Source organism: Bacillus sp. CCNWLW194, from assembly GCF_037120585.1.
Classification (GTDB): Bacteria; Bacillota; Bacilli; order Bacillales; family Bacillaceae_G; genus Bacillus_A; species Bacillus_A basilensis.
The window spans coordinates 138,944-160,381 of sequence record NZ_JBBBBL010000013.1 but is presented as its reverse complement, the minus strand read 5'-3'; the positions used below and the strand labels follow the sequence as shown (position 1 = coordinate 160,381).

The 21,438-nt window shown below is 36.2% G+C and carries 23 protein-coding genes, 2 tRNA genes and 4 riboswitches; of the genes, 22 read left to right on the top strand and 3 right to left on the bottom strand.

The window, feature by feature from the left end; all coding sequences use genetic code 11:
• Position 1: 1 nt before the first annotated feature.
• From V7S50_RS25535 to V7S50_RS25520, 4 genes are all read left to right on the top strand, one after another.
• Positions 2 to 76, top strand: a tRNA-Asn gene (locus tag V7S50_RS25535).
• Between the two features lies 1 nt (position 77).
• Positions 78 to 149: transfer RNA gene (locus V7S50_RS25530), tRNA-Glu, on the top strand.
• A 130-nt stretch (positions 150 to 279) separates the two neighbouring features.
• Entirely contained in the window at positions 280 to 699 is a 420-nt protein-coding gene (locus tag V7S50_RS25525) for a CBS domain-containing protein (protein ID WP_063223667.1), read from the top strand.
• A 295-nt stretch (positions 700 to 994) separates the two neighbouring features.
• Positions 995 to 2,146 (top strand): DUF3965 domain-containing protein, encoded by a 1,152-nt coding sequence (locus V7S50_RS25520; protein WP_242255754.1) that lies wholly within the window; start codon positions 995 to 997, stop codon positions 2,144 to 2,146.
• Between the two features lie 228 nt (positions 2,147 to 2,374).
• Here the strand turns inward: V7S50_RS25520 and V7S50_RS25515 are convergent, their stop codons facing one another.
• Complete coding sequence (locus V7S50_RS25515) at positions 2,375 to 2,713, bottom strand: hypothetical protein (protein WP_242255762.1); 339 nt, start codon at positions 2,711 to 2,713, stop codon at positions 2,375 to 2,377.
• Positions 2,714 to 2,718: 5 nt separating this feature from the next.
• A complete protein-coding gene (locus V7S50_RS25510) occupies positions 2,719 to 3,879 on the bottom strand; it encodes an SH3 domain-containing protein (RefSeq protein ID WP_242255764.1) in 1,161 nt (386 codons plus the stop codon).
• A 269-nt stretch (positions 3,880 to 4,148) separates the two neighbouring features.
• Positions 4,149 to 4,260, top strand: a riboswitch (TPP riboswitch).
• Positions 4,261 to 4,320: 60 nt separating this feature from the next.
• A riboswitch (TPP riboswitch) is annotated at positions 4,321 to 4,423 on the top strand.
• An 82-nt stretch (positions 4,424 to 4,505) separates the two neighbouring features.
• On the opposite strand from V7S50_RS25510, the gene tenA reads away from it, so the two are divergent.
• The 17 genes from tenA to kdpDN all read left to right on the top strand — a co-directional run bounded on the left by tenA (position 4,506) and on the right by kdpDN (position 19,507).
• On the top strand, positions 4,506 to 5,201 hold the full coding sequence (gene tenA, locus V7S50_RS25505; protein WP_063223671.1) for a thiaminase II: 696 nt from the start codon (positions 4,506 to 4,508) through the stop codon (positions 5,199 to 5,201).
• Positions 5,170 to 5,919 (top strand): ABC transporter ATP-binding protein, encoded by a 750-nt coding sequence (locus V7S50_RS25500; RefSeq protein WP_242255766.1) that lies wholly within the window; start codon positions 5,170 to 5,172, stop codon positions 5,917 to 5,919. The genes tenA and V7S50_RS25500 overlap by 32 nt, the downstream gene beginning before the upstream one ends.
• Entirely contained in the window at positions 5,919 to 6,671 is a 753-nt protein-coding gene (locus V7S50_RS25495; protein ID WP_063223837.1) for an ABC transporter permease, read from the top strand. Before V7S50_RS25500 ends, V7S50_RS25495 begins: the two co-directional genes overlap by 1 nt.
• The gene (locus V7S50_RS25490; protein ID WP_242255768.1) at positions 6,668 to 7,669 is read left to right on the top strand and encodes an ABC transporter substrate-binding protein; all 1,002 of its coding nucleotides are present in this window, start codon (positions 6,668 to 6,670) and stop codon (positions 7,667 to 7,669) included. The genes V7S50_RS25495 and V7S50_RS25490 overlap by 4 nt, the downstream gene beginning before the upstream one ends.
• Before the next feature lie 10 nt (positions 7,670 to 7,679).
• Complete coding sequence (gene tenI / locus V7S50_RS25485; RefSeq protein ID WP_242255770.1) at positions 7,680 to 8,300, top strand: thiazole tautomerase TenI; 621 nt, start codon at positions 7,680 to 7,682, stop codon at positions 8,298 to 8,300.
• The gene (thiO, locus tag V7S50_RS25480; RefSeq protein WP_336376601.1) at positions 8,293 to 9,402 is read left to right on the top strand and encodes a glycine oxidase ThiO; all 1,110 of its coding nucleotides are present in this window, start codon (positions 8,293 to 8,295) and stop codon (positions 9,400 to 9,402) included. Before tenI ends, thiO begins: the two co-directional genes overlap by 8 nt.
• 15 nt (positions 9,403 to 9,417) lie before the next feature.
• Positions 9,418 to 9,621: a sulfur carrier protein ThiS gene (thiS, locus tag V7S50_RS25475; RefSeq protein WP_242255774.1), complete on the top strand. Its 204-nt coding sequence runs from the start codon at positions 9,418 to 9,420 to the stop codon at positions 9,619 to 9,621.
• 2 nt (positions 9,622 to 9,623) lie between these two features.
• Positions 9,624 to 10,394, top strand: a complete 771-nt coding sequence (gene thiG, locus V7S50_RS25470; RefSeq protein WP_242255783.1) for a thiazole synthase — start codon at positions 9,624 to 9,626, stop codon at positions 10,392 to 10,394.
• Complete coding sequence (thiF, locus tag V7S50_RS25465; RefSeq protein WP_242255785.1) at positions 10,387 to 11,406, top strand: thiazole biosynthesis adenylyltransferase ThiF; 1,020 nt, start codon at positions 10,387 to 10,389, stop codon at positions 11,404 to 11,406. The genes thiG and thiF overlap by 8 nt, the downstream gene beginning before the upstream one ends.
• Before the next feature lie 6 nt (positions 11,407 to 11,412).
• The gene (gene thiD / locus V7S50_RS25460) at positions 11,413 to 12,228 is read left to right on the top strand and encodes a bifunctional hydroxymethylpyrimidine kinase/phosphomethylpyrimidine kinase (protein ID WP_242255788.1); all 816 of its coding nucleotides are present in this window, start codon (positions 11,413 to 11,415) and stop codon (positions 12,226 to 12,228) included.
• 90 nt (positions 12,229 to 12,318) lie between these two features.
• A riboswitch (cyclic di-AMP (ydaO/yuaA leader) is annotated at positions 12,319 to 12,466 on the top strand.
• 56 nt (positions 12,467 to 12,522) lie between these two features.
• Positions 12,523 to 12,975 (top strand): hypothetical protein, encoded by a 453-nt coding sequence (locus V7S50_RS25455; protein WP_242255791.1) that lies wholly within the window; start codon positions 12,523 to 12,525, stop codon positions 12,973 to 12,975.
• Between the two features lie 16 nt (positions 12,976 to 12,991).
• Positions 12,992 to 13,222 carry a hypothetical protein gene (locus V7S50_RS25450; protein ID WP_063223681.1) on the top strand — a complete coding sequence of 77 codons (231 nt, stop codon included), beginning with the start codon at positions 12,992 to 12,994 and terminating at the stop codon, positions 13,220 to 13,222.
• A gap of 261 nt (positions 13,223 to 13,483) precedes the next feature.
• A riboswitch (cyclic di-AMP (ydaO/yuaA leader) is annotated at positions 13,484 to 13,629 on the top strand.
• Positions 13,630 to 13,725: 96 nt separating this feature from the next.
• Positions 13,726 to 13,830, top strand: coding sequence for a SipW-dependent-type signal peptide-containing protein (locus V7S50_RS25445; protein ID WP_000887889.1), 105 nt, complete (start codon positions 13,726 to 13,728; stop codon positions 13,828 to 13,830).
• Positions 13,831 to 13,926: 96 nt separating this feature from the next.
• The gene (gene kdpA, locus V7S50_RS25440; protein ID WP_242255793.1) at positions 13,927 to 15,594 is read left to right on the top strand and encodes a potassium-transporting ATPase subunit KdpA; all 1,668 of its coding nucleotides are present in this window, start codon (positions 13,927 to 13,929) and stop codon (positions 15,592 to 15,594) included.
• 13 nt (positions 15,595 to 15,607) lie between these two features.
• Positions 15,608 to 17,698, top strand: coding sequence for a potassium-transporting ATPase subunit KdpB (kdpB, locus tag V7S50_RS25435; RefSeq protein ID WP_242255794.1), 2,091 nt, complete (start codon positions 15,608 to 15,610; stop codon positions 17,696 to 17,698).
• A gap of 16 nt (positions 17,699 to 17,714) precedes the next feature.
• On the top strand, positions 17,715 to 18,296 hold the full coding sequence (gene kdpC / locus V7S50_RS25430; protein ID WP_242255796.1) for a K(+)-transporting ATPase subunit C: 582 nt from the start codon (positions 17,715 to 17,717) through the stop codon (positions 18,294 to 18,296).
• A 56-nt stretch (positions 18,297 to 18,352) separates the two neighbouring features.
• Complete coding sequence (kdpDN, locus tag V7S50_RS25425; protein WP_242255798.1) at positions 18,353 to 19,507, top strand: KdpD-like non-kinase potassium sensor; 1,155 nt, start codon at positions 18,353 to 18,355, stop codon at positions 19,505 to 19,507.
• A gap of 21 nt (positions 19,508 to 19,528) precedes the next feature.
• On the opposite strand, the gene V7S50_RS25420 is transcribed toward kdpDN, so the two are convergent.
• Entirely contained in the window at positions 19,529 to 20,710 is a 1,182-nt protein-coding gene (locus V7S50_RS25420; RefSeq protein WP_242255801.1) for an MFS transporter, read from the bottom strand.
• Positions 20,711 to 20,850: 140 nt separating this feature from the next.
• On the opposite strand from V7S50_RS25420, the gene V7S50_RS25415 reads away from it, so the two are divergent.
• Complete coding sequence (locus V7S50_RS25415; RefSeq protein WP_242255803.1) at positions 20,851 to 21,312, top strand: MarR family transcriptional regulator; 462 nt, start codon at positions 20,851 to 20,853, stop codon at positions 21,310 to 21,312.
• The last annotated feature ends 126 nt before the right edge of the window (positions 21,313 to 21,438 follow it).

Genomic DNA, 21,438 nt, shown 5'->3' with positions numbered 1-21,438 from the left:
TTCCGCAGTAGCTCAGTGGTAGAGCTATCGGCTGTTAACCGATCGGTCGTAGGTTCGAGTCCTACCTGCGGAGCCATGGCCCGTTGGTCAAGTGGTTAAGACACCGCCCTTTCACGGCGGTAACACGGGTTCGAATCCCGTACGGGTCATAAAAAAAGAGTCAGCACATTGCTGACTCTTTTTTATTGTGCGTTAATCCTCTTTTATCTACTGATTTTCCTGAAATAAATAAAGGGATTTAGGAAAAACTATGGTATGTATAAAAAGGAGGAGACAAAAATGACACGAGTGAGAGACCTTATGAGTACTCATATTGTACATTGTACACCGCTAGACAACGTATACGAGGCTGCTGTAAAGATGAAAGAAGAATCGATTGGATTGATTCCGGTTGTTGAAAATGAGCAAGTTGTTGGGCTTGTTACAGACCGAGATTTAGTGGTTAGAGGCATTGCTGAGAAACATCCTGGATCTAATAAAATTACAAATGTAATGACAACAAATATTGTTTCAGTTTCTCCAGATGATTCCATTGAAAAAGCTACAGAGTTAATGGCACAGTATCAAATTAGACGATTACCAGTAGTTGAGAGTGGTCAACTTGTTGGAATGCTAGCATTAGGTGATTTAGCTACAAGAGAATCGGCAGATGATCAAGCGGGATTTGCTTTAAGTGAAATCTCGGAGCATACGGAATGAAGAGAGACTTTAATTAGTGGGATAAGTTACGTATAAAAATCAGATGCATTATTCTAGTATATATGGATTAAGCTAATATGTTAGCATGATGTATCTGAGACATTATATAATAAGTATACGGTTAGTAATTTCGACAGTTTATTTAAATTTGTCATTCCTAATTTTAAATAAGAGAAAAAATGATATACTGATAGATATAAGCGTTATGATAGATTTCGAATATAACAATATTTATTATTAACGATGTAATAATGGATTAATATTTCCTATGTAGACAAAAGGGAAGGGGAATTATATGAGGGCTGTACAGCGCGATCCGAATTGGAATTTGGTTACAGATACATATATAGAACCAAATAATTTCGCTGAATTATTTTCTTTGCTTGTACCTTGTCATCCAAAAGGTGAAGGGAAAGAACGAACTATATTAGTGTGGAAAGAAAAAGAATTTTATAAAGAAGAAAATTTAGCGGCATTTATCGTATATGGAATGAATAAAGCAAAGAATTTACCGCAGTTTCATAAAGATGAAATTCCAACTTTAGTACGTATTCTTCGCTTATGTCAAGAGATTGGTTGGTATGAAGAAGCAAATACTTTTATGGTAAATCAAGGACTAGCTGAGTTTGTTTACACTTCATTGGAATATGAAACGTGGGATCTTTTGACGCAAGCGGTTGCTTTAAACTATTTAATTATTAAATATCGTATTGGTGAATTGACTGATGGGGATGTAGAAATTTGGGATAGAGTTAAATTTAATGAGAAATGTATAAAGGATTGTAAACGTCTATTATCCCATAAAGAAGTATTGGAATTTACATTCTTTTATATGTGTAAGAGAGCTAAATTCCTATCAAAGGAACAATTAAATAGTGATATGATGAGTCTAGCGATGTATTGTAATACTTTTGTGTATGATTTATATACACATGACTTATTACGGAAATATCGTAAGTGTACAGACTTCCTAGCATATTATGGACCTAGTCAAGCGGTATTAGCTTGTCAAAGAGCTGTACTTTCTCAAATTTCAGATCGATTAGACCCATTAAAGACTACTCATGTAGATGATTATTTATATGTAATGAAAGATATGATGGAGCATATGACGATAGGAATAATGGATCGATATGATCATTTTATCGGAAAGTTATTATCATATGTGCCATTTTTCGAAATGATTCAAGTTCCACAGCATGCATATTATTGTGAAGAATTACTGTATATTTGTAAGGGCATTGAATATAAAGAAGAAATATTACGCAATTATATATTTATACAATTACATGATTGTCTGCCATCATTCTTTAAACTATTTCTTAAAAATAAGCGTTATGCAACGATTCATGATATTCTGTTCTATTGGTGCGATGATGAACAAAGGATGAGCTTGGAGAAAAAATATAATCTTAGCTTTATTTATGAAAAATATGCTTGTGGGTAAAGAGCATTTTCTATATAAATTAAAAAGGATCTCACATAAACGTGAGATCCTTTTTTTGTTAGTAAAGCAAGGAGAATGTGATTAAGACGAGAAATAACATTCCATAAAGGAAAACTTGTGCCGTATTGCTTCCTTGTATACCAAAAAAAGTATTTATTTTTTTATATAAATTCAATATATATTTTAGCGGATTATCTTTGAAAGATTGGTACACAGTGTCTCCTCTTTCTAAGCTTCTTGTTCGTGTTTTTTGTTATTAGGGACATGAATGTATCTAGCTATGAATAGTAAAACAGCCATAAAGAACACAGGAAATACGGTAGATAAATAAAAACCATTACTAATAATATTTGTTATTAGGGCACTTAATAGAAAGATGGCATTATAAATATGTGCAATTTTTTGTTTTAGTTTAACTTGAAAGGATTCCATCATAATTTCTAAAGCGACAAAAGCAATGATAATAGATAAAAATACAGTATTTGTATTGTAAATGATTAAACAACAGATTAAACCTAAAAAGGCTAAGTATTCAATTATGAGAGGTATATTGATATTGCGTGGCATACAATTTACCTAACTAAATATGGCAGTGGGTTTACTGCATTTGTTTTTTCAAAATTCCATTCTCCATTGTGTAATTCAAAATGAAGATGTTGCCCGTATGAATGACCTGTGTTTCCCATATGACCTACTAATTGTCCAGCCTGTACTTGATCACCAGCTTGTACAGTGCGATCTTTCATATGAGCATAGACTGTTGTATATAGTTTCCCGTTTAGTTGATGAGCGATGAACACAACATTGCCATAGCTAGCTGAATAATATGATTTCACAACTTTACCTGCAGCCGCAGCTTGGATAGAGACATTACCCTGAGCTGCAATATCTATCCCATAATGCATTTGTTCCCAGCGCATATCAAAGGTTGAGCTAATTCTTCCTTGAGTAGGGAATTTGAAAACTGCTGGAATGGAAGTAGGTTGAGCTGTTTGATTTTGTGATTGCGTTTGATTTTGCACCACATAATGCTTTGCTACATATCCGTATCCTGTGCCAAAACGAATTTTATACCAAGTTCCGACAGTTTCCACTACTTGTATTTGTGTACCATTTTGTAATGAACCAAGTAGTGCACTACTTGTACTAGCATTGCTACGTACATTAAGTTTAGGTGTTGCAACTGTGTATTTCGTATTATTTTGAACTGTGATGCCTTTTACTAAAGGCTGTGAACCATTAGACACGAACGCCTTTTGTACGTAACCTGTTTTGCCATTATGTAAAATTTTATACCACTCACCTTGTTCTTCTTGAATGGTAACGAATTTCCCATTTGGTAATACATCTAAAATTGAAGATTCTAAATTAGGTTCAGAACGAACGTTTAATGCATTGGCATTAACAATGTATTGATTATTAGATTGAAGTTTGTTTTTTAGTAGAATAGCATCTTTTTGTACGTAACCTACTTTATTATTAACAGATACTTTATACCAGCTATTAGTTGTTTCGAGTATGTTTACTTTCGTATTAAAGCGAATTGTATCAATTGATGAGCTATTTGCGTTATCTTGTGTATGTAAGGCTACTTGATCGACTTTGACATATCCAGTTTTCACGTTAGATAATTGTTCAGCGTTGGCTGTTTGTACAGTTGTTTCTCCCATAGAAGGAAGTAAAGAGGCAATTGCGACAGTAGTTGCTGTTAAAGCAGTAGCTTTCATATTCATATAATAGAGACCTCCTCTAGTTGTATAGTTGTAATTTTATTATAGTATAAAGATATAATATAGTGGGTGTATTCACATAAATGTAATATGAAATCAATAAAAAAATAAATTTTTTGAGGATAATGATTCCTTATTATCCAATTAATTGGGATGATAATTTCTAAGATAGAATATAAATATTGTATAGTTTTATTATTTTGTTGACAATTGAGAAAATTAAAACAGTTGATGATGTCTTATTACGGTGTTATACTGACAGTGATAATTTCATAGTTTGCTAGGAGAGCTGGTGTTGCCAGCTGAGAGTAGGCCGTAAGCCTTTGATCCTTTTCATTACCTGATCTAGATTATGCTAGCGTAGGGAAGCAATTCGGACACTAATAATGAGTCCCCGTTTCTTTGCGTATAGAAACGGGGCTTTTTTATTTGAAAATTTCATATTGAAACCACTAGGGGTGCTTGTTGTGCTGAGAGAGGAATAATCCTTAACCCTTACAGACCTGATCTAGGTAATACTAGCGAAGGGAAGTGGAGCAACGAATAAATTATAATTTTATTTGCTGTAACCACTTCTTATTTAGAAGTGGTTTTTTATTTAGATATATAGATTGAAAGGGGATAGAGAAATGAAATTTTGCGATAGATTATTAGAAACTGTACAACCAGTTTGGGAGATGAGTCATAATCATCCGTTTGTAGTAGGTATGGGAGATGGCACGTTAGAAAAAGATAAGTTTCAGTATTATATTATTCAAGATTATTTATATTTGTTAGATTATGCAAAGCTATATGCGATTGGTGTTGTAAAAGCAACGAATCCACAAGTAATGGGGAAATTTGCTGAACAAATTGATGGCATATTAAATGGAGAAATGACAATCCATAAACAATATGCAAAAAGACTTGATATTTCTATAGAGGAGATAGAATCTGCCAAACCATCTGCTAAAAATTTAGCCTATACAAATTACATGATGTCTGTATCTCAAAATGGCACACTTGCGGAATTAATAGCAGCACTTCTTCCATGTATGTGGAGCTACTGGGAAATTGGAAAGCGTTTAAACGATATTCCTGGAGCAAGAGATCATGAGTTCTTTGGTGAGTGGATTCAAGGATATAGTTCGGAAGAATACGGTAACCTTTGTATTTGGTTAATAGATTTATTAAATGAAATGGCAGTTGGAAAGTCTGACAAAGAGCTAGATCGATTAGAGGAGATTTTCCTATATTCCAGTCGATTTGAATATTTATTCTGGGATATGTCCTATCGTAAGGAGATGTGGGGATTTGAGGAGCAAGAACATACTACAGTTTCATAATGTTTCTTTTCATTATGATGAGAAACCAATCATCAATGAATTAAATGCTTCTATAAGAGATAAAGAGTTTGTAAGTATTATCGGACCGAGTGGGTGCGGGAAAAGTACTTTATTTCGCCTTATTACAGGTTTAGAAGAAGCAAGTACGGGACAGATAGAGCTGACAGAAACAAAGAGCCATCCTGTAGGATATATGCCCCAAAAAGATATGCTCCTGCCATGGAGAACGATTATTGAGAATGCTGCCCTGCCGCTAGAGTGCCAAGGTGTACAGAAGAAAGAAGCACAAATAAAGGCAAAGGAACTGTTACATAAATTTGGCTTACAAGGGTATGAGACAAAATATCCGAAAGATTTATCTGGCGGTATGAGACAACGCGTATCTTTTATTCGAACTTTATTAACAGGCGGGGAGATATTGCTGTTAGATGAACCGTTTAGCGCGTTGGATGCTTTAACGAAGGCATCTTTGCAAGAATGGCTGTTTGAACAATGGAAAGAGTGGGAAAAAACAATTTTATTTATCACTCATGATGTGGAAGAAGCATTATTTCTTTCTAATCGAATTTTCGTTGTAGAAAATCAACCGATAACTACTTTAACCGAGAAGATTGTACCGCTTGATTGTAATCGGACAAGAAAAGATTTATATAGGCCTGAAGCGTTAGCGCTTAAAGATGAGCTTCTTAGTATGTTACAAAGGCAGGTACTCGTATGATGAACCGGTTGAAGGAACTATTACCTGCCCTTACACTTTCTAGTATTTTACTTGTCATGTGGGAAATAGGCGCAAGAGTTGTAGATGAGATGTACATTTTACCGTCACCGTCTGCAATTGTAATGAAGATATGGAAACTAAAAGATATATTATTTACGGTTCATTTGCCGGCAACATTAAATGTCGTTTTAATAGGGGTGGCTATTTCTATCGTACTTGGGGTAGGGCTAGCGATGTTAATGAATGCGAGTAATTGGATGGAGAGAGCATTTTATCCATTATTAGTTGCCTCACAAACGATTCCGATTACAGCGCTTGCTCCACTCTTCGTTTTATGGTTTGGATATACGATTTGGAGTAAGGTTGTTGTTACGGTTTTAATTACGTTTTTTCCAATTGCGGTCAATACGTATGATGGACTACGTAGTACAAAAATAGAATGGGAGGAGCTCTTAGTTACGTATGGAGCAACGAAAAAAGATGTTTTTCTTAAATTAAAGTTACCATCTGCTCTTCCTTATTTTTTCTCAGCTTTAAAAATTGCAGTTCCGCTTAGTGTGATTGGGGCAGCAATTGGTGAATGGCTCGGTGCACAAGCCGGGTTAGGATATTTCAGTAAAAGGATGATGACGCAATTAGACGGAGCGGGTGTATTTGCACCCATTGTATTGTTATCATTATTAGCTATTTCCTTTGTCATCCTTATTTCGATTTTAGAAAAGAAATTTATTAGTTGGAGGAAGCATTCATGAAATTTTTAAAACGCATCTTTGTGTTTACATTATTAGTTGCAATGATTGCTGGATGTTCTAGTAATTCAGCATCAGATAAGGGTAAGAAAGAAAAAGAAATAACGGTCATGCTTGATTGGTACCCAAATGCGGTACATAGCTTTATTTATGCGGCAATTGAAAAAGGCTACTTTAAAGAAGAAGGAGTAAAGGTGAATATTAAATTCCCTTCCAATCCGACTGATCCATTAACTTTAGCAGCGGCAGGAAAAGTAACGGTTGGCTTGTATTATCAACCAGATGTTGTTATGGCAAGAGCAAATGAACAAATTCCAGTGAAATCAATTGGAGCTGTCGTACGTTCCCCGTTAAATCATGTTGTATCACTGAAATCAGCAGGCATTCAATCACCGAAAGATTTAGAAGGAAAAACAGTAGGATATTCGGGGACACCTTTAAGTGAGATGTATTTAAAAACGATGGTAAAAGAAGATGGTGGTAATCCAGATACAGTGAAAGTAGTCGATGTTGGCTTTGATTTAGTACCAGCGTTAATTACGAAAAAAGTAGATGCAGTAACAGGAGCATACATTAACCATGAAGTACCTGTTATGCGACATGAAGGCCATGAACCAGCGTACTTTAATCCAGCTGATTATGGTGTGCCAAACTATCATGAGCTTGTATTTGTAACAGGTGATAAAACGTTGAAAAAAGATAAGGAAGCGTTGCAAGCTTTCTTACGTGGTACGAAAAAAGGTTATGACTTCATGAAGAAAAATCCAGATGAAGCATTAAATATTTTATTAAATCATCAAGAAAAAGAAAACTTCCCGCTTGTACCAGAAGTTGAAAAAGAAAGTATGAAAATTTTATTAGAGAAGATGGAAACGAAAGATGAGCCATTCCTATCGGATTCAAAAGAGTCATGGGAGAAACAAAATAAATGGCTGAAAGATAAAGGGATGACGAAAGAAATCGTTCCAGCTGAGGAATTATTCGAAAACATTTTAAAGTAGGCGAATGAATATGAAAAATGAGCTTCATGTAATCTCAAATGGTCACATGTCATTCGAAGAGCTAGTGAATGTAGCAATGCAAATTGAGAGTGAGATTGATTATTTACATGTTCGTGAGCGTGAGAAAAGTACGAAGGAATTGTATGAAGGTGTGGAAAGTCTTTTGAAGAAAGGCTTTCCTGCATCGAAGATAGTAATAAATGATCGAATTGATATTGCTATTTTATTAAATATTCCGCGTGTGCAGCTAGGATATCGAAGCGCAGATGTAAGGTCAGTGAAAGAAAAGTTTTCTTATTTGCATGTCGGTTATTCTGTGCATTCTTTAGAAGAGGCGATCGATGCATTTAAGAATGGAGCGGATTCACTCGTCTATGGTCATGTATTTCCGACAGATTGTAAAAAAGGTGTGCCAGCGAGAGGGCTTGAAGAAGTTTCAGCCATTGCAAAGTGTTTATCCATACCGATTACAGCAATTGGAGGAATCACCACGGAAAACACAGGGGATGTTCTTACTAATGGTGTCAGTGGTATTGCTGTTATGTCTGGAATTATAAGTAGTAGTAACCCGTATAGCAAAGCGAAATCTTATAAGGAATCAATAAGAAAGTGGGCGGAAAAACATGTGTAAGAAGTATGATGTAGCGATAATTGGCGGAGGTGTAATTGGTAGTTCAGTTGCACATTTTCTAGCAGAACGAGGGCATAAAGTAGCGATTGTAGAGAGGCAACAGATTGCATCTGAGGCCTCGAAAGCAGCTGCTGGTTTACTTGGGGTTCAGGCAGAATGGGATGCGTATGATCCGTTATTTGAACTTGCTAGAGAAAGCCGTGCTATATTTCCACAACTTGCAGCAGTTTTACGTGAAAAAACAGGCATCGATATTGGGTATGAAGAAAAAGGCATTTATCGCATTGCTCAAAATGAAGATGAGAAGGAAAGAATTCTTCATATTATGGATTGGCAGCAGAAAACAGGTGAAGATTCCTATTTTCTAACGGGAGAAAAATTGCGGGAAAAAGAGCGATTTCTATCTGAATCCATTATAGGTGCGGTATATTATCCGAAAGATGGTCATGTTATTGCACCAGAGCTTACAAAAGCATTTGCACACTCTGCAGCAATTTCCGGTACTGATATATATGAACAAACAGAAGTATTTGATATTCGTATTGAAAATGATAACGTAACAGGAATTGTTACAAGCGAAGGTATTATTGCGTGCGAGAAAGTTGTGATTGCAGGTGGTTCATGGAGTACGAAGTTACTAGGTTATTTTCACCGCGAATGGGGTACATATCCAGTTAAAGGAGAAGTAGTAGCGGTAAGAAGTAGAAAATCACTTTTAAATGCGCCTATTTTCCAAGAAAGATTTTATATTGCACCAAAGCGCGGTGGACGGTACGTAATTGGAGCAACGATGAAGCCTCATACGTTTAATAAAACTGTGCAACCAGAAAGTATTACTTCTATATTAGAGCGTGCTTATACAATATTGCCGGCTTTAAAAGAAGCGGAATGGGAAAGTGCATGGGCAGGATTAAGGCCACAATCAAATCACGAAGCTCCTTATATGGGAGAGCATGAAGAAATAAAAGGTTTATATGCTTGCACGGGCCATTATCGAAACGGCATTTTATTAAGTCCTGTTTCTGGTCAATATATGGCGGATTTAATAGAAGGAAAGCAGGAGAATCACTTGCTAGATTCATTGCTTTCTAAAAGAGTTTAGAAAGGGGATGGAAGTTTGAATTTAAAAATTAATGGTAATCAAATTGAAGTGCCAGCGAGTGTGAAAACAGTAGCTGAATTACTTACACATTTAGAGTTAGATAACAGGATTGTTGTAGTTGAGCGTAATAAAGATATTTTACAAAAAGATAATCATATAGATACATCTGTTTTTGATGGAGATCAAATTGAGATTGTAACTTTCGTAGGAGGCGGTTGATTATGTTAAACATTGGACCATTGTCATTTCAGTCTAGACTTTTATTAGGAACAGGGAAATTCCCTGATTTTGACGTACAGCAAAAAGCAATTGACGTTTCAGAAGCTGAAATTTTAACGTTTGCAGTACGTCGTATGGATATATTTGATGCAAAGCAACCTAATTTATTAGAGAAGCTTGATGTGAAAAAATATACGTTATTACCGAATACAGCCGGAGCGAAAAATGCTGAAGAAGCTGTTCGTATTGCAAAATTAGCGAAAGCTTCAGGACTTTGTGACATGATCAAAGTAGAGGTTATTGGTGATGATAGAACGTTATTACCTGATCCAATAGAAACATTAAAGGCATCTGAAATGTTACTAGAAGAAGGATTTATCGTACTTCCTTACACATCTGATGATGTTGTATTAGCCCGCAAATTACAAGAACTTGGCGTGCATGCGATTATGCCAGGAGCATCACCAATCGGATCAGGGCTTGGTATTGTAAATCCGTTAAATTTAAGCTTCATTATTGAACAAGCGACAGTACCAGTTATCGTTGACGCTGGTATCGGTAGCCCAGCTGACGCGGCATTCGCGATGGAATTAGGAGCGGATGGTGTGTTATTAAATACGGCTGTATCAGGAGCAAAAGATCCTATTAAAATGGCATACGCAATGAAATTAGGTATCAAAGCAGGTCGCATAGGCTTTGAAGCAGGTCGTATCGCACGTAAACGCTGTGCAACTGCAAGTAGTCCTTTAGAAGGAATGAGTGTAGTTGAATAATCGATATTCTCGCCAAGAACTATTTTCTCCCATTGGGGAAGAAGGACAGCAAAAGATAAGAGAAAAGCATGTGCTTATTATTGGCGCAGGCGCATTAGGTAGTGCAAATGCAGAAATGTTTGTAAGAGCTGGTGTTGGGAAGGTAACAATTGTTGACCGTGATTATGTCGATTGGAGTAATTTACAAAGGCAGCAATTGTATGCAGAGAGTGATGTGAAAAATAATCTTCCGAAGGCTGTAGCGGCGAAGAAACGTCTAGAAGAGATTAATAGTGAAGTAAGAGTAGAAGCACTCGTTCAAGATGTAACAGCTGAGGAATTAGAAGAGCTTGTTACAAATGTTGATGTAATCATTGATGCAACTGATAATTTCGAAACGCGTTTCATTGTAAATGATATAGCGCAAAAATATTCTATTCCATGGATTTACGGGGCTTGTGTAGGGAGTTACGGACTTTCTTACACAATTCTTCCTAGTAAAACACCATGTTTATCATGTTTATTACAATCGATTCCGCTTGGCGGTGCGACATGTGATACAGCGGGCATTATATCACCTGCTGTATCTCTCGTCGTTTCTCATCAAGTAACGGAAGCTCTTAAACTATTAGTGGAAGATTACGAATCACTTCGAGAGGGACTTGCGTCGTTTGATGTATGGAAGAATGAATATTCATGTATGAATGTGCAAAAGCTTCGTAAACACAATTGTCCTTCATGCGGGGAGAATGCATTATATCCGTATTTAAATAAAGAAAATACATCGAAAACAGCAGTTTTATGCGGACGAAATACAGTTCAAATTAGACCACCTCATAAAGGGGAAATGGATTTTGAACAATATAAGGGGCTGCTGGAAGGTCGCGTTACGGATTTAAATGTAAATCCATATTTACTATCATTTTCTGTTGAAGAAAAGAGATTAGTTGCCTTCAAAGATGGTCGTGTACTTGTACATGGAACGAAAGATATAAGCGAAGCAAAGACGATTTATCATCGCTATTTTGGTTAGAAAAGGATGAGTGGGATGAAAGTGAATAAAGCTTTAACAATTGCAGGATCTGATAGCGGAGGCGGTGCTGGCATTCAAGCGGATTTAAAAACATTCCAAGAGCTTGGTGTATATGGGATGACGGCTATTACGGCAATTACTGCTCAAAACACGCTTGGCGTTCAAGGGGTATATCCTGTTCCATTAGAAGGTATCACGGAACAGCTGAATTCAATTGGTACGGATTTAACACCAGATGCTGTGAAACTAGGAATGTTATTTAGTAGCGAAATCATTCAAATTGTAGCAGAACATATTAATAAATTTGGCTGGAATAATATTGTGCTAGACCCTGTTATGATTGCTAAGGGTGGAGCATCATTATTACAACAAGAAGCAGTACAAGCATTAAAGGAATATTTATTACCAGTAGCAACTGTTATAACACCGAATGTTCCGGAAGCAGAAGTGTTAACTGGGCTGGAAATTCATAACGTTGAAGATAGTAAAGAGGCTGCAAAAGTACTTCATGAATTAGGTGCGAAATATGTACTCATGAAGGGCGGACATGCAGAATATCAAGGTAATGAAGTAATTGATTTACTCTTTGATGGAGAAGATTTTATTGAATTTAGAAGTGAGCGAATTCCTTCAAAGCAAACACACGGAAGCGGCTGTACATTTGCGTCAGCAGTTACAGCTGGACTTGCGAAAGGATACTCGATGGAAGAGGCAGTTCAAGAGGCTAAACAATTTATTAGTATAGCAATTGAAGAACCGTTGAATATTGGAAGTGGTCATGGACCGACGAATCACTTTGCATACAAATTGAATAAAGCATAAGCATGAATAATAGAAAAGTCAGTTTTATAACTGGCTTTTTTTCTGTTTACTTTTTCCAAATACAGGAGTAATATATCAGCCAGAATACATTTTTGTAATACGCTGAGTCCAATTCTATGGAGCGGAGGAACCAATTTGTGCAGTGTCACTAGGGGTGAATCTTTCAATTTTGAAAGTAGGGCTACTCTCAAAGTCCGAATCCGACAGCTAACTTCGTAAGCGTCTTGAGAGAGGACGGTGCCATGATGGATACATCACTTCATCGATCTGATTAGTATAGGGGAATATCAATCTATGTTTGAGTTCTTTTATGCTAAGGAGGATGAGGTATATGGAACTAACACTTATTTGTGTTGGAGAAGAAAGCAAGGTAAAATTTGTGTTGGAGAAGAAAGCAAGGTAAATAGTTTAATAGATTTAGTAGCTTTTCAACATGAGTTAATTATTTTTACAGCAAATGAAGAGATAGCGGCTGAAGTTAGGAATTGTGGATTTGATTGGACGTATAGTTGTAGTAAGAAGCAGGATTTTACTAGTATTTGTGAGTGTATTAAGAAGGTGATTCTGCTAGGGGATGAGCTTCCAATCGTTAGCTTCTTTACAGAACACATTCGTTTTTCTTTCCAAGCGCCTATTACTGTTGTTACAAAAAATAAACGATATCCAGCGAGGCTCTATGAAACAATTGGAGCTACATTTGTCGTGTTTACGAATTGTGATAATATTTCTTTTTTATGTTTTGAATAAGGCGGGGGAGAAGAAAATGAAGGTGTTATTATTAGGAGATATAGCGAATCGTTGGGCAGTATCGGTAGAGCGAGTTCAAGAATTGGTGGTGCTCGATCCTATTTTTCCAAGGCCCTATATCATATTACCATCAAAAGACGCTTTATATTTAAAATCAGATGTTATCGAATATGAGCAGCTACATGCAGAATTGTCACAAGTTTATATTCGCGGGAGAAATTTACGTGCTTTTTTACGAGGGGAATAAATAGTGTATAAAAAAAGAGCGAATGCGAAGTGCAACAAGCTATGCACTTCATGTCATTCGCTCTTTTTATTTCGTATTTAAAAGGTTATTTCTGTGAAAAAGAAAGAAAAGACGAGAAAACAGATGAAAGAATATTAATAACACTAAATGTAAGCGTTTAAACAGGTGGATATTTTCTTATTTTCAGTAATTTGCCTCTTTACAAGTTAAATATAGAGGAGTATATTTACTCTCATAAATCATTCATAAAATTTCCAAAAAAACCTAAAATCGCTGAGTTCCAGAAATGGAGCGGGGGAACCAATTTTGTGCATCGTCACTTGGGGTGAATCTTTCAGTTTTGAAAGTAGGGCTACTCTTTAGGCCCGAATCCGACAGCTAACCTCGTAAGCGTTTAGAGAGGAGGTTTACTTTGTGTTGTTCATTTCGAACACTAAGTAGAGCTTAGTGTTCTTTTTTTGATAATCTAATGGTAAATTTTTACAATAGGAAGAGGGATAGCTATGTTAGATGTTGTAATGATCGGGATTTTTGTTGTGTTAGTCGCATCGATGGCAAGTCTTGCAAGTTGGTCAGATAAAGTTGTGAAAGAAGGGAAGCAATCATGACGATTGCCTTATCGGTTATTGTTGCAGTAATTACGTTGTACTTAGTGTATGCATTATTAAATCCGGTAAAGTTTTAATTAGGGGGAGTCATTCATTATGATCTGGGTCGCAGTTGTTATTACAATGCTATTGTTTATTCTTGTGGCAAAGCCAACGGGAATTTATTTAGAGAAAGCCTTTCAAGGTAGTAAAAAGCTAGATAAAGTATTCGGGCCTTTTGAAAAACTTATTTTTAAAATTGCGGGTGTAAAAGAATACAATCAAACGTGGAAACAGTACGCATTATCATTAGTTTTATTAAATGGATTTATGATTGTTGTCGTATATTTCATTTTCAGATTACAAGGAGTATTGCCATTAAATCCAGCACACATTGAAGGAATGGAGCCTACGCTCGCTTTTAATACAGCAATTAGTTTTATGGCTGATACAAACTTACAGCATTATAGCGGTGAAAATGGTTTATCTTATTTATCACAATTAATCGGAATTACATTCTTAATGTTTGCAGCACCGGCAACGACTTTAGCGCTTGTTATGGCATTTATAAGAGGACTGGCTGGAAAAGAACTCGGTAACTTTTTCGTTGATTTTACGAGAGCGTTAACGAGAGTTTTTCTTCCTATCGCATGTATTGCGGCACTAGCCTTTGTTGCACTTGGCGTACCACAAACGTTAGACGGAGCAGTTACGGCACAAACGATTGATGGCGCGAAGCAAAGTATTTTACGTGGGCCAGTTGCATCATTCGTTTCAATTAAGGAACTTGGGAATAACGGTGGTGGATTTTTTGGGGCAAACTCTACACATCCTTTTGAAAACCCAGGACAAATGAGTAATATTTTGCAAATGATGCTTATGATGTTATTGCCAACAGCACTACCATTCACGTACGGACGAATGGTAGGAAATAAAAAACAAGGACGTATTCTTTTCGTTTCACTATTCATGGTGTTTTTACTAGGGTTTATAACGATTACGACATCTGAACTAAACGGGAATCCGGCATTAAATGGAATGGGTATTGAACACGTACAAGGAAGTACAGAAGGAAAAGAAGTAAGGTTCGGAACAGTATTTTCTTCCCTTTATGCGACTGTAACGACAGCTGCTGAAACAGGGGCTGTTAATACGATGCATGATACGTTAACACCAATTGGTGGGTTAGTTCCACTTGTAAATATGATGTTAAATACAGTATATGGCGGCGTTGGAGCAGGTTTTGTGAACATTATTATGTATGCGATTATCGCAGTCTTTATATCTGGATTGATGGTCGGACGGACACCAGAGTTTTTAGGTAAGAAAATTGAAGGTAAGGAAATGAAGTTAATTGCGGTAACGATACTATTTCATCCACTGCTTATTTTAGGATTTTCAGCATTAGCTCTTTCAACAAGTTTAGGAACGGATGCTATTTCTCATTTCGGTTTCCACGGTTTGACGCAAGTGGTATATGAATATACATCGTCAGCTGCGAATAACGGATCTGGATTTGAAGGATTAGCGGATAATACACCGTTTTGGAATATTACAACTGGTTTAGTTATGTTTTTAGGTCGCTATTTCAGTTTAATTACGATGCTAGCTGTCGCAGCTTCATTGAAAGAAAAGACGGTTGTACCAGAAACAGTCGGAACGTTCCGTACGGATAATAGTTTATTTGGCGGCATTTTCATCGGAACAATTGTAATTGTCGGTGCATTAACATTCTTCCCGATGTTAGTACTCGGTCCAATTGCAGAATTTCTTACATTGAAGTAATGGAGGGTAAATGATGAGACCGGTAGTAGTAAAAGAAAAAAGAGTAAATCAGTCACAAATACATGCTGTAGAAGATGAGGTTAGACAAGTGAAAGCGATGGATCGTGATATTGTGACACATGCGATGAAACAATCCTTTGCGAAATTGAGTCCGAAAGTCATGATAAAGAATCCAATTATGTTTGTTGTGGAAATTGGATTTATCACTACGTTCATTTTATCTTTTCTTCCAAGCAGTTCTAGTAGTATACCAGGATGGTTTAATATAACAGTTTCTCTCATTCTATTATTTACAGTTTTATTTGCTAACTTTGCAGAAGCTTTAGCGGAAGGTCGGGGGAAAGCGCAAGCCGATTCCTTAAAACAGTCGAAGAAAGATGTATTTGCAAATGTTGTAAAAGAAAATGGAGACACCGTTCAAGTTTCAGCAACTGATCTTAGAAAAGGTGACGTTGTTATTGTAAAACAAGGAGAAATGATTCCAAGTGATGGGGAAGTAATAAAAGGATTAGCGTCTGTCGATGAATCTGCGATTACAGGGGAATCAGCTCCTGTAATAAAAGAAGCCGGAGGTGATTTTTGCTCCGTAACAGGCGGTACGATGGTTGTAAGTGATGAGATTACGATTGTCATTACGAGTAATCCTGGTGAATCATTTATTGATAAAATGATTTCGTTAGTAGAAGGGGCTTCTCGTCAAAAAACGCCCAATGAGATTGCTTTAAATACAGTATTAACGAGTTTAACGCTTATTTTCTTAATCGTTGTTGTGACGCTGCCGATTTTTACAAATTACTTAGGATTTCAAATTGATACAGCTGTACTTGTAGCGTTGTTAGTTTGTTTAATTCCAACGACAATTGGTGGATTATTATCGGCAATTGGTATTGCTGGGATGGACCGGGTGACAAAATTTAACGTGCTAGCGATGTCAGGGAAAGCAGTAGAAGCTGCGGGCGATATTAATACAATTATTTTAGATAAAACAGGTACGATTACTTTTGGGAATCGAATGGCTCATACATTATTACCTGTAGGAAATGAAACGATTGAGCAAGTTGGAAAGTGGGCTGCTATTAGCTCAGTTTTAGATGAAACACCAGAAGGTCGATCAGTTATAGAATATGTAAAAACGAAGTCTATATCATATAATCGAGAAATTGCAGAACAAGGTGAATTTGTTCCATTTAAAGCAGAAACGAGAATGAGTGGTGTTGATTTACAGGACGGAACGAAAGTGAGAAAAGGTGCTGTAGGTAGCGTAATTGAATGGGTTCAGTCACAAGGTGGCACGATTCCGAAAGATGTAAATCAAAAAGCAGATTTCATTTCAAAAGAGGGCGGAACACCACTTGTAGTTGCAGTAAATAATCGTATTTACGGTTTAATCTATTTAAAAGATACAGTAAAACCTGGCATGCGTGAACGTTTTGAACAGTTGCGTCAAATGGGGATTAAAACGGTTATGTGTACAGGGGATAACCCATTAACAGCAGCAACAATTGCAAAAGAAGCAGGGGTAGATGAATTCGTTGCCGAGTGTAAACCAGAAGATAAAATTGCTGTTATTAAAGCAGAGCAAGATAAAGGGAAACTTGTAGCGATGACAGGTGATGGTACAAATGATGCGCCGGCATTAGCGCAGGCTGACGTTGGATTAGCAATGAATAGCGGGACGACAGCTGCAAAAGAAGCAGCAAATATGATTGATTTAGATTCGAACCCAACAAAAATTATTGAGGTTGTAGGAATCGGTAAGCAATTGTTAATGACACGTGGTGCGTTAACGACGTTTAGTATTGCAAATGATATCGCGAAATATTTCGCTATTATTCCAGCGATGTTTACACTTGCAATTCCGCAAATGGAAGCATTGAACATTATGAAATTAACATCACCACTGTCAGCGATTTTATCAGCATTAATATTTAATGCAGTTATTATTCCATTACTCATTCCATTGGCGATGAAAGGTATCGCATATAAACCGATGAGTTCGAATGCACTACTTGGCCGAAACCTACTTATTTATGGGCTGGGCGGAGTGATTGTACCGTTTATTGGAATTAAAGTAATTGATATGATTGTCGGTTTGTTCATATAAGGAAGAGGGGAAAAAGATGGCGAAGAAACAAAGTATACTATCACCGATTATACGTATTACTTTTACATTTTTAGTGTTGTGCGGCCTTGTATATCCGCTTATTGTTACTGGTATTGCGCAAGCAGTAATGAAGGATAATGCGGATGGAAGTCTAATATATAATGATAAAAATAAAGTGATTGGTTCTAAATTAATCGGTCAAAATTTCACAGATCCACGTTATTTTCATGGACGTGTCTCTAGTATTGAATATAAAGCAGAAGCGTCTGGTTCAAATAACTATGCACCGTCTAATCCAGATTTAGAGAAACGAGTAGAGAAAAGTATTGAAGAGTGGAAGAAACAAAATCCCACTGTTCCGGTTACAGAAGTGCCAATCGATTTAGTGACGAATTCAGGTTCAGGGCTTGATCCTGACATTAGTCCGAAGGCAGCTTCCGTACAGGTAGAGCGCATCTCGAAATTAACGAATATTTCGAAAGAAACGCTGGATCAATTGATTAAAGATCAAACGGAAGATGCGGCACTTGGCTTATTTGGAGAAAACCGCGTGAACGTTTTAAAGTTAAATTTAGAATTACAGAAATTAATGAAATAGTAACAGTGCTACCTCAATCTAACGGATTGAGGTAGCGTTGTTTCGAAAGAAAGGTTGTGAATGTTTTGTATGCGGATGACTATAAACCAACTTTTCAAAGGCGAACACCAGAAGAGTATTTAGAATATATTCGTCAGCAAAATCGCGGGAAGTTAAAGTTATATGTGGGGGCTGCTCCAGGAGTAGGGAAAAGTTATAAAATGCTCTTTGATGCAAGAGAGATGAAAAAAGATGGTATGGATATTGTAATTGGTTTAATTGAAACGCACGGAAGAAAAGAGACGGAAGAAGCAATTGCAGATTTAGAAAAGGTTTCTTTAAAAGAAATACAGTATAAAGGAAAAATATTTTATGAACTTGATGTGGAAGAAATTATAAAACGTGCACCGCAAGTAGTCGTAGTTGATGAACTGGCACATAGTAATATACCAGGTTCCAAACATAAAAAACGTTACATGGATGTGCAAGAATTGCTAGAGGCTGGTATATCCGTATTATCAGCGTTTAATATTCAGCATTTAGAAAGTGTTCATGATATTGTAGCTCAAATTACGAATATAAAAGTACGAGAACGAATTCCAGATTTTATTTTGCAAAAGGCGAATGAAATTCAGCTCGTTGATGCAACACCTGAGGTATTAAGGAAGAGATTAATAGATGGAAAGATATATAAGGAAGAAAAAATTCAGCAAAGCTTACAAAATTTCTTTACGCTTAATAATCTAGGGGCACTCAGAGAGTTATCGCTTCGTGAAGTTGCTGATGATATGGAAGAGAAAATTAGCCAAACAGTAATAGAACCGATTGGCGTAAAAGAAAAAATTCTTGTTTGTGTACAATATAGCTCAACAGCGGAGAAATTAATAAGACGAGGATGGCGCATGGCTGATCGGTTAAACGCTGAATTGTATGTATTAAATGTTGAAAGAGAAAATATAGACTCTCTTTCAGCTGGTAAAAAGCAAACAATTGAAGAATGGAAGGCGCTCACGAATCAATTTGATGCGAGTTTTGTGTTAGAAGAGGCAAAAGGGAGAAAGCCAGCGGATGTTATTATTGAAGTCGCGAAAAGATTACAAGTAACGCAAATTTTACTGGGGCAATCGGCAAGAACAAGGTGGGAAGAAATAAGAAAAGGCTCGATTGTAAATGAGATTATGAGACAAACGAAGTATATTGATATTCATATTGTTGCGGATCAACGAGCGTAAAATAGAGACCATCTTAGGTCTCTATTTTACTTTTTGTGTGGCGGGGAAGCGTAGCATTTTCATTGCATATAAGATTATGATTAGAAACATAATTGCACCTAGGAAGAAAATCCAAAAGTAATTTTGATTAAATAAAAGAAATCCACCTACAAGTGGCCCTGTGCTCATACCGAAATAGCGGATGAAGTTGTACATACCGATAGCAGTTGCGCGTTCTTGTACGAATTCTTCCGTTAATAAAGTAGTGTGAGTTGGCATAGACAGTCCCATACTAAAACCGTATAAAGAGGTAACGATAATGATGAATGGAATGTTGAAGCTATATGTGAAAGAGAATAAAGTGACACATATAATATTGAAGAAACTAGTAATGAATAAAGCTTGCTTTGTTGTGAGAAGTTTTTGCAAAAGTTTATAGCAATAACTTCCTAACATGATGGAAAGGGACATTGGTATAAACATAAGACCGATTTCACTTGCAGTTAGGTGAAATGAATTTGTTAAAATGCTTGGTAAAAAAACGAGAAAGCAAAAGTAAATACAAAATTGAATAAAGCCAATAAGAGTAATAGAAAATCCAGTTGTATTTTTTAAGATAAGCCAGTAATTCTTTTTTGCTTGCGGTTGCTTCATTACAGTTGGTTTTGTTTCTGGAAGTAGTGAAATGTTTATAATTAATAAGAGAATGCCAAGTATAGATAAAAACAGAAATACGGATAAGTGGCCATTTATACTGCCGAGATAACCACCAATTAGAGGGCCAACCGCAGGTGCGAGAGCAAGTAACATTTGATAGAGGCTCATTGCTTCTCCGCGTTCTTTTCCTTCAAATAAATCACCAATAATCGTTGCTGCGACTACAGGTATAGCTGCTATTCCTATAGCTTGAACAGCTCTAAAAAATAGAAATAAATAAACGTTCGCCGAAAAAGCACATCCAATTGAACCAATTGTACTAATGACTAAACTAGGGATAAGGACAGATTTTCTCCCTTTTGTATCAATTAAAGGTCCATAGAAGAGCTGCATAATCGCAAGAACGAATGTGAAAATTGAAACTGTTACATTTACAAGATAAAGAGAAGTGTGAAAAGAAGCTTGAATCATAGGCAAGATAGGTGTGTAAATATTTTGAGCGAAGGAACCGAGTAAGGCACTAATACAGATAACATATAAAATGAAATTTAGTTTGGATTTTTTCATTGTGTTAACCTCCTTTTTATTTTGTTTCCTTGGAAACTAAATTTATTTTAACATGTTTTTCTCACTTGTAAATATGAAAAAATGATTTTAAAATGGTATATAGTGAAATTGTTTCTTTGGAAACTTAGGGGGCGAACGGATTGGATTATGCAACGAAGCAAATGGAAATACTTTCGGACATTCGTACACTTTTGCATAAAAAAGAAGAACATTTGAAAGGACAAAATGAGAAGTTTCTTCGTGAGACAGGTGTAAGTGGTATGTCTTTATCTGAGTTACATGTGATCGAGTGTATCGGGAAAAATGGTCTGATGAATGTAACGGCAATTACGACAGAAATGGGAATAACGAAGGGCGCAATCTCTAAAATTTGTACAAAGTTGTTTCAAAAGCAATTCGTTGAGAAGATACAAATGTTAGATAATCAAAAAGAAATTTTTTTCCGCTTAACGGAAAGCGGAAATGAAATATATAAAGCTCATGATAAATTGCATAAACAAGCTGAAGAAAAGTGGCTGTTACTTTTAGATGGATATACGAAAGAAGAGCAAGACTTTATTCAAAGGTTTATAAAGGATGTCTCCAATCATTTGGAAATATAATTGGAAGAAAAAACTCCTTCATTTCAAGCCGTTTGAATATAATTTCTAAAAGAACTCATATATAATAGAAAAAGATACTTAACATAGTGAATAATTAAAGAGTCAATATATAAAGAGGAGAGAATA

Excerpts from the sequence above, each read along its gene's own strand:
- V7S50_RS25455 (WP_242255791.1), top strand. The coding sequence starts at position 12,523 with ATGTTTGAGTTCTTTTATGCTAAGGAGGATGAGGTATATGGAACTAAC.
- kdpB (WP_242255794.1), top strand. The coding sequence starts at position 15,608 with ATGAGACCGGTAGTAGTAAAAGAAAAAAGAGTAAATCAGTCACAAATA.
- tenA (WP_063223671.1), top strand. The coding sequence starts at position 4,506 with ATGAAATTTTGCGATAGATTATTAGAAACTGTACAACCAGTTTGGGAG.
- thiO (WP_336376601.1), top strand. The coding sequence starts at position 8,293 with ATGTGTAAGAAGTATGATGTAGCGATAATTGGCGGAGGTGTAATTGGT.
- V7S50_RS25420 (WP_242255801.1), bottom strand. The coding sequence starts at position 20,710 with ATGAAAAAATCCAAACTAAATTTCATTTTATATGTTATCTGTATTAGT.
- V7S50_RS25495 (WP_063223837.1), top strand. The coding sequence starts at position 5,919 with ATGAACCGGTTGAAGGAACTATTACCTGCCCTTACACTTTCTAGTATT.
- V7S50_RS25450 (WP_063223681.1), top strand. The coding sequence starts at position 12,992 with ATGAAGGTGTTATTATTAGGAGATATAGCGAATCGTTGGGCAGTATCG.
- V7S50_RS25445 (WP_000887889.1), top strand. The coding sequence starts at position 13,726 with ATGTTAGATGTTGTAATGATCGGGATTTTTGTTGTGTTAGTCGCATCG.
- V7S50_RS25520 (WP_242255754.1), top strand. The coding sequence starts at position 995 with ATGAGGGCTGTACAGCGCGATCCGAATTGGAATTTGGTTACAGATACA.
- V7S50_RS25510 (WP_242255764.1), bottom strand. The coding sequence starts at position 3,879 with ATGAATATGAAAGCTACTGCTTTAACAGCAACTACTGTCGCAATTGCC.
- thiD (WP_242255788.1), top strand. The coding sequence starts at position 11,413 with ATGAGTGGGATGAAAGTGAATAAAGCTTTAACAATTGCAGGATCTGAT.
- kdpA (WP_242255793.1), top strand. The coding sequence starts at position 13,927 with ATGATCTGGGTCGCAGTTGTTATTACAATGCTATTGTTTATTCTTGTG.
- kdpC (WP_242255796.1), top strand. The coding sequence starts at position 17,715 with ATGGCGAAGAAACAAAGTATACTATCACCGATTATACGTATTACTTTT.
- thiG (WP_242255783.1), top strand. The coding sequence starts at position 9,624 with ATGTTAAACATTGGACCATTGTCATTTCAGTCTAGACTTTTATTAGGA.
- V7S50_RS25490 (WP_242255768.1), top strand. The coding sequence starts at position 6,668 with ATGAAATTTTTAAAACGCATCTTTGTGTTTACATTATTAGTTGCAATG.
- V7S50_RS25515 (WP_242255762.1), bottom strand. The coding sequence starts at position 2,713 with ATGCCACGCAATATCAATATACCTCTCATAATTGAATACTTAGCCTTT.
- tenI (WP_242255770.1), top strand. The coding sequence starts at position 7,680 with ATGAAAAATGAGCTTCATGTAATCTCAAATGGTCACATGTCATTCGAA.
- V7S50_RS25525 (WP_063223667.1), top strand. The coding sequence starts at position 280 with ATGACACGAGTGAGAGACCTTATGAGTACTCATATTGTACATTGTACA.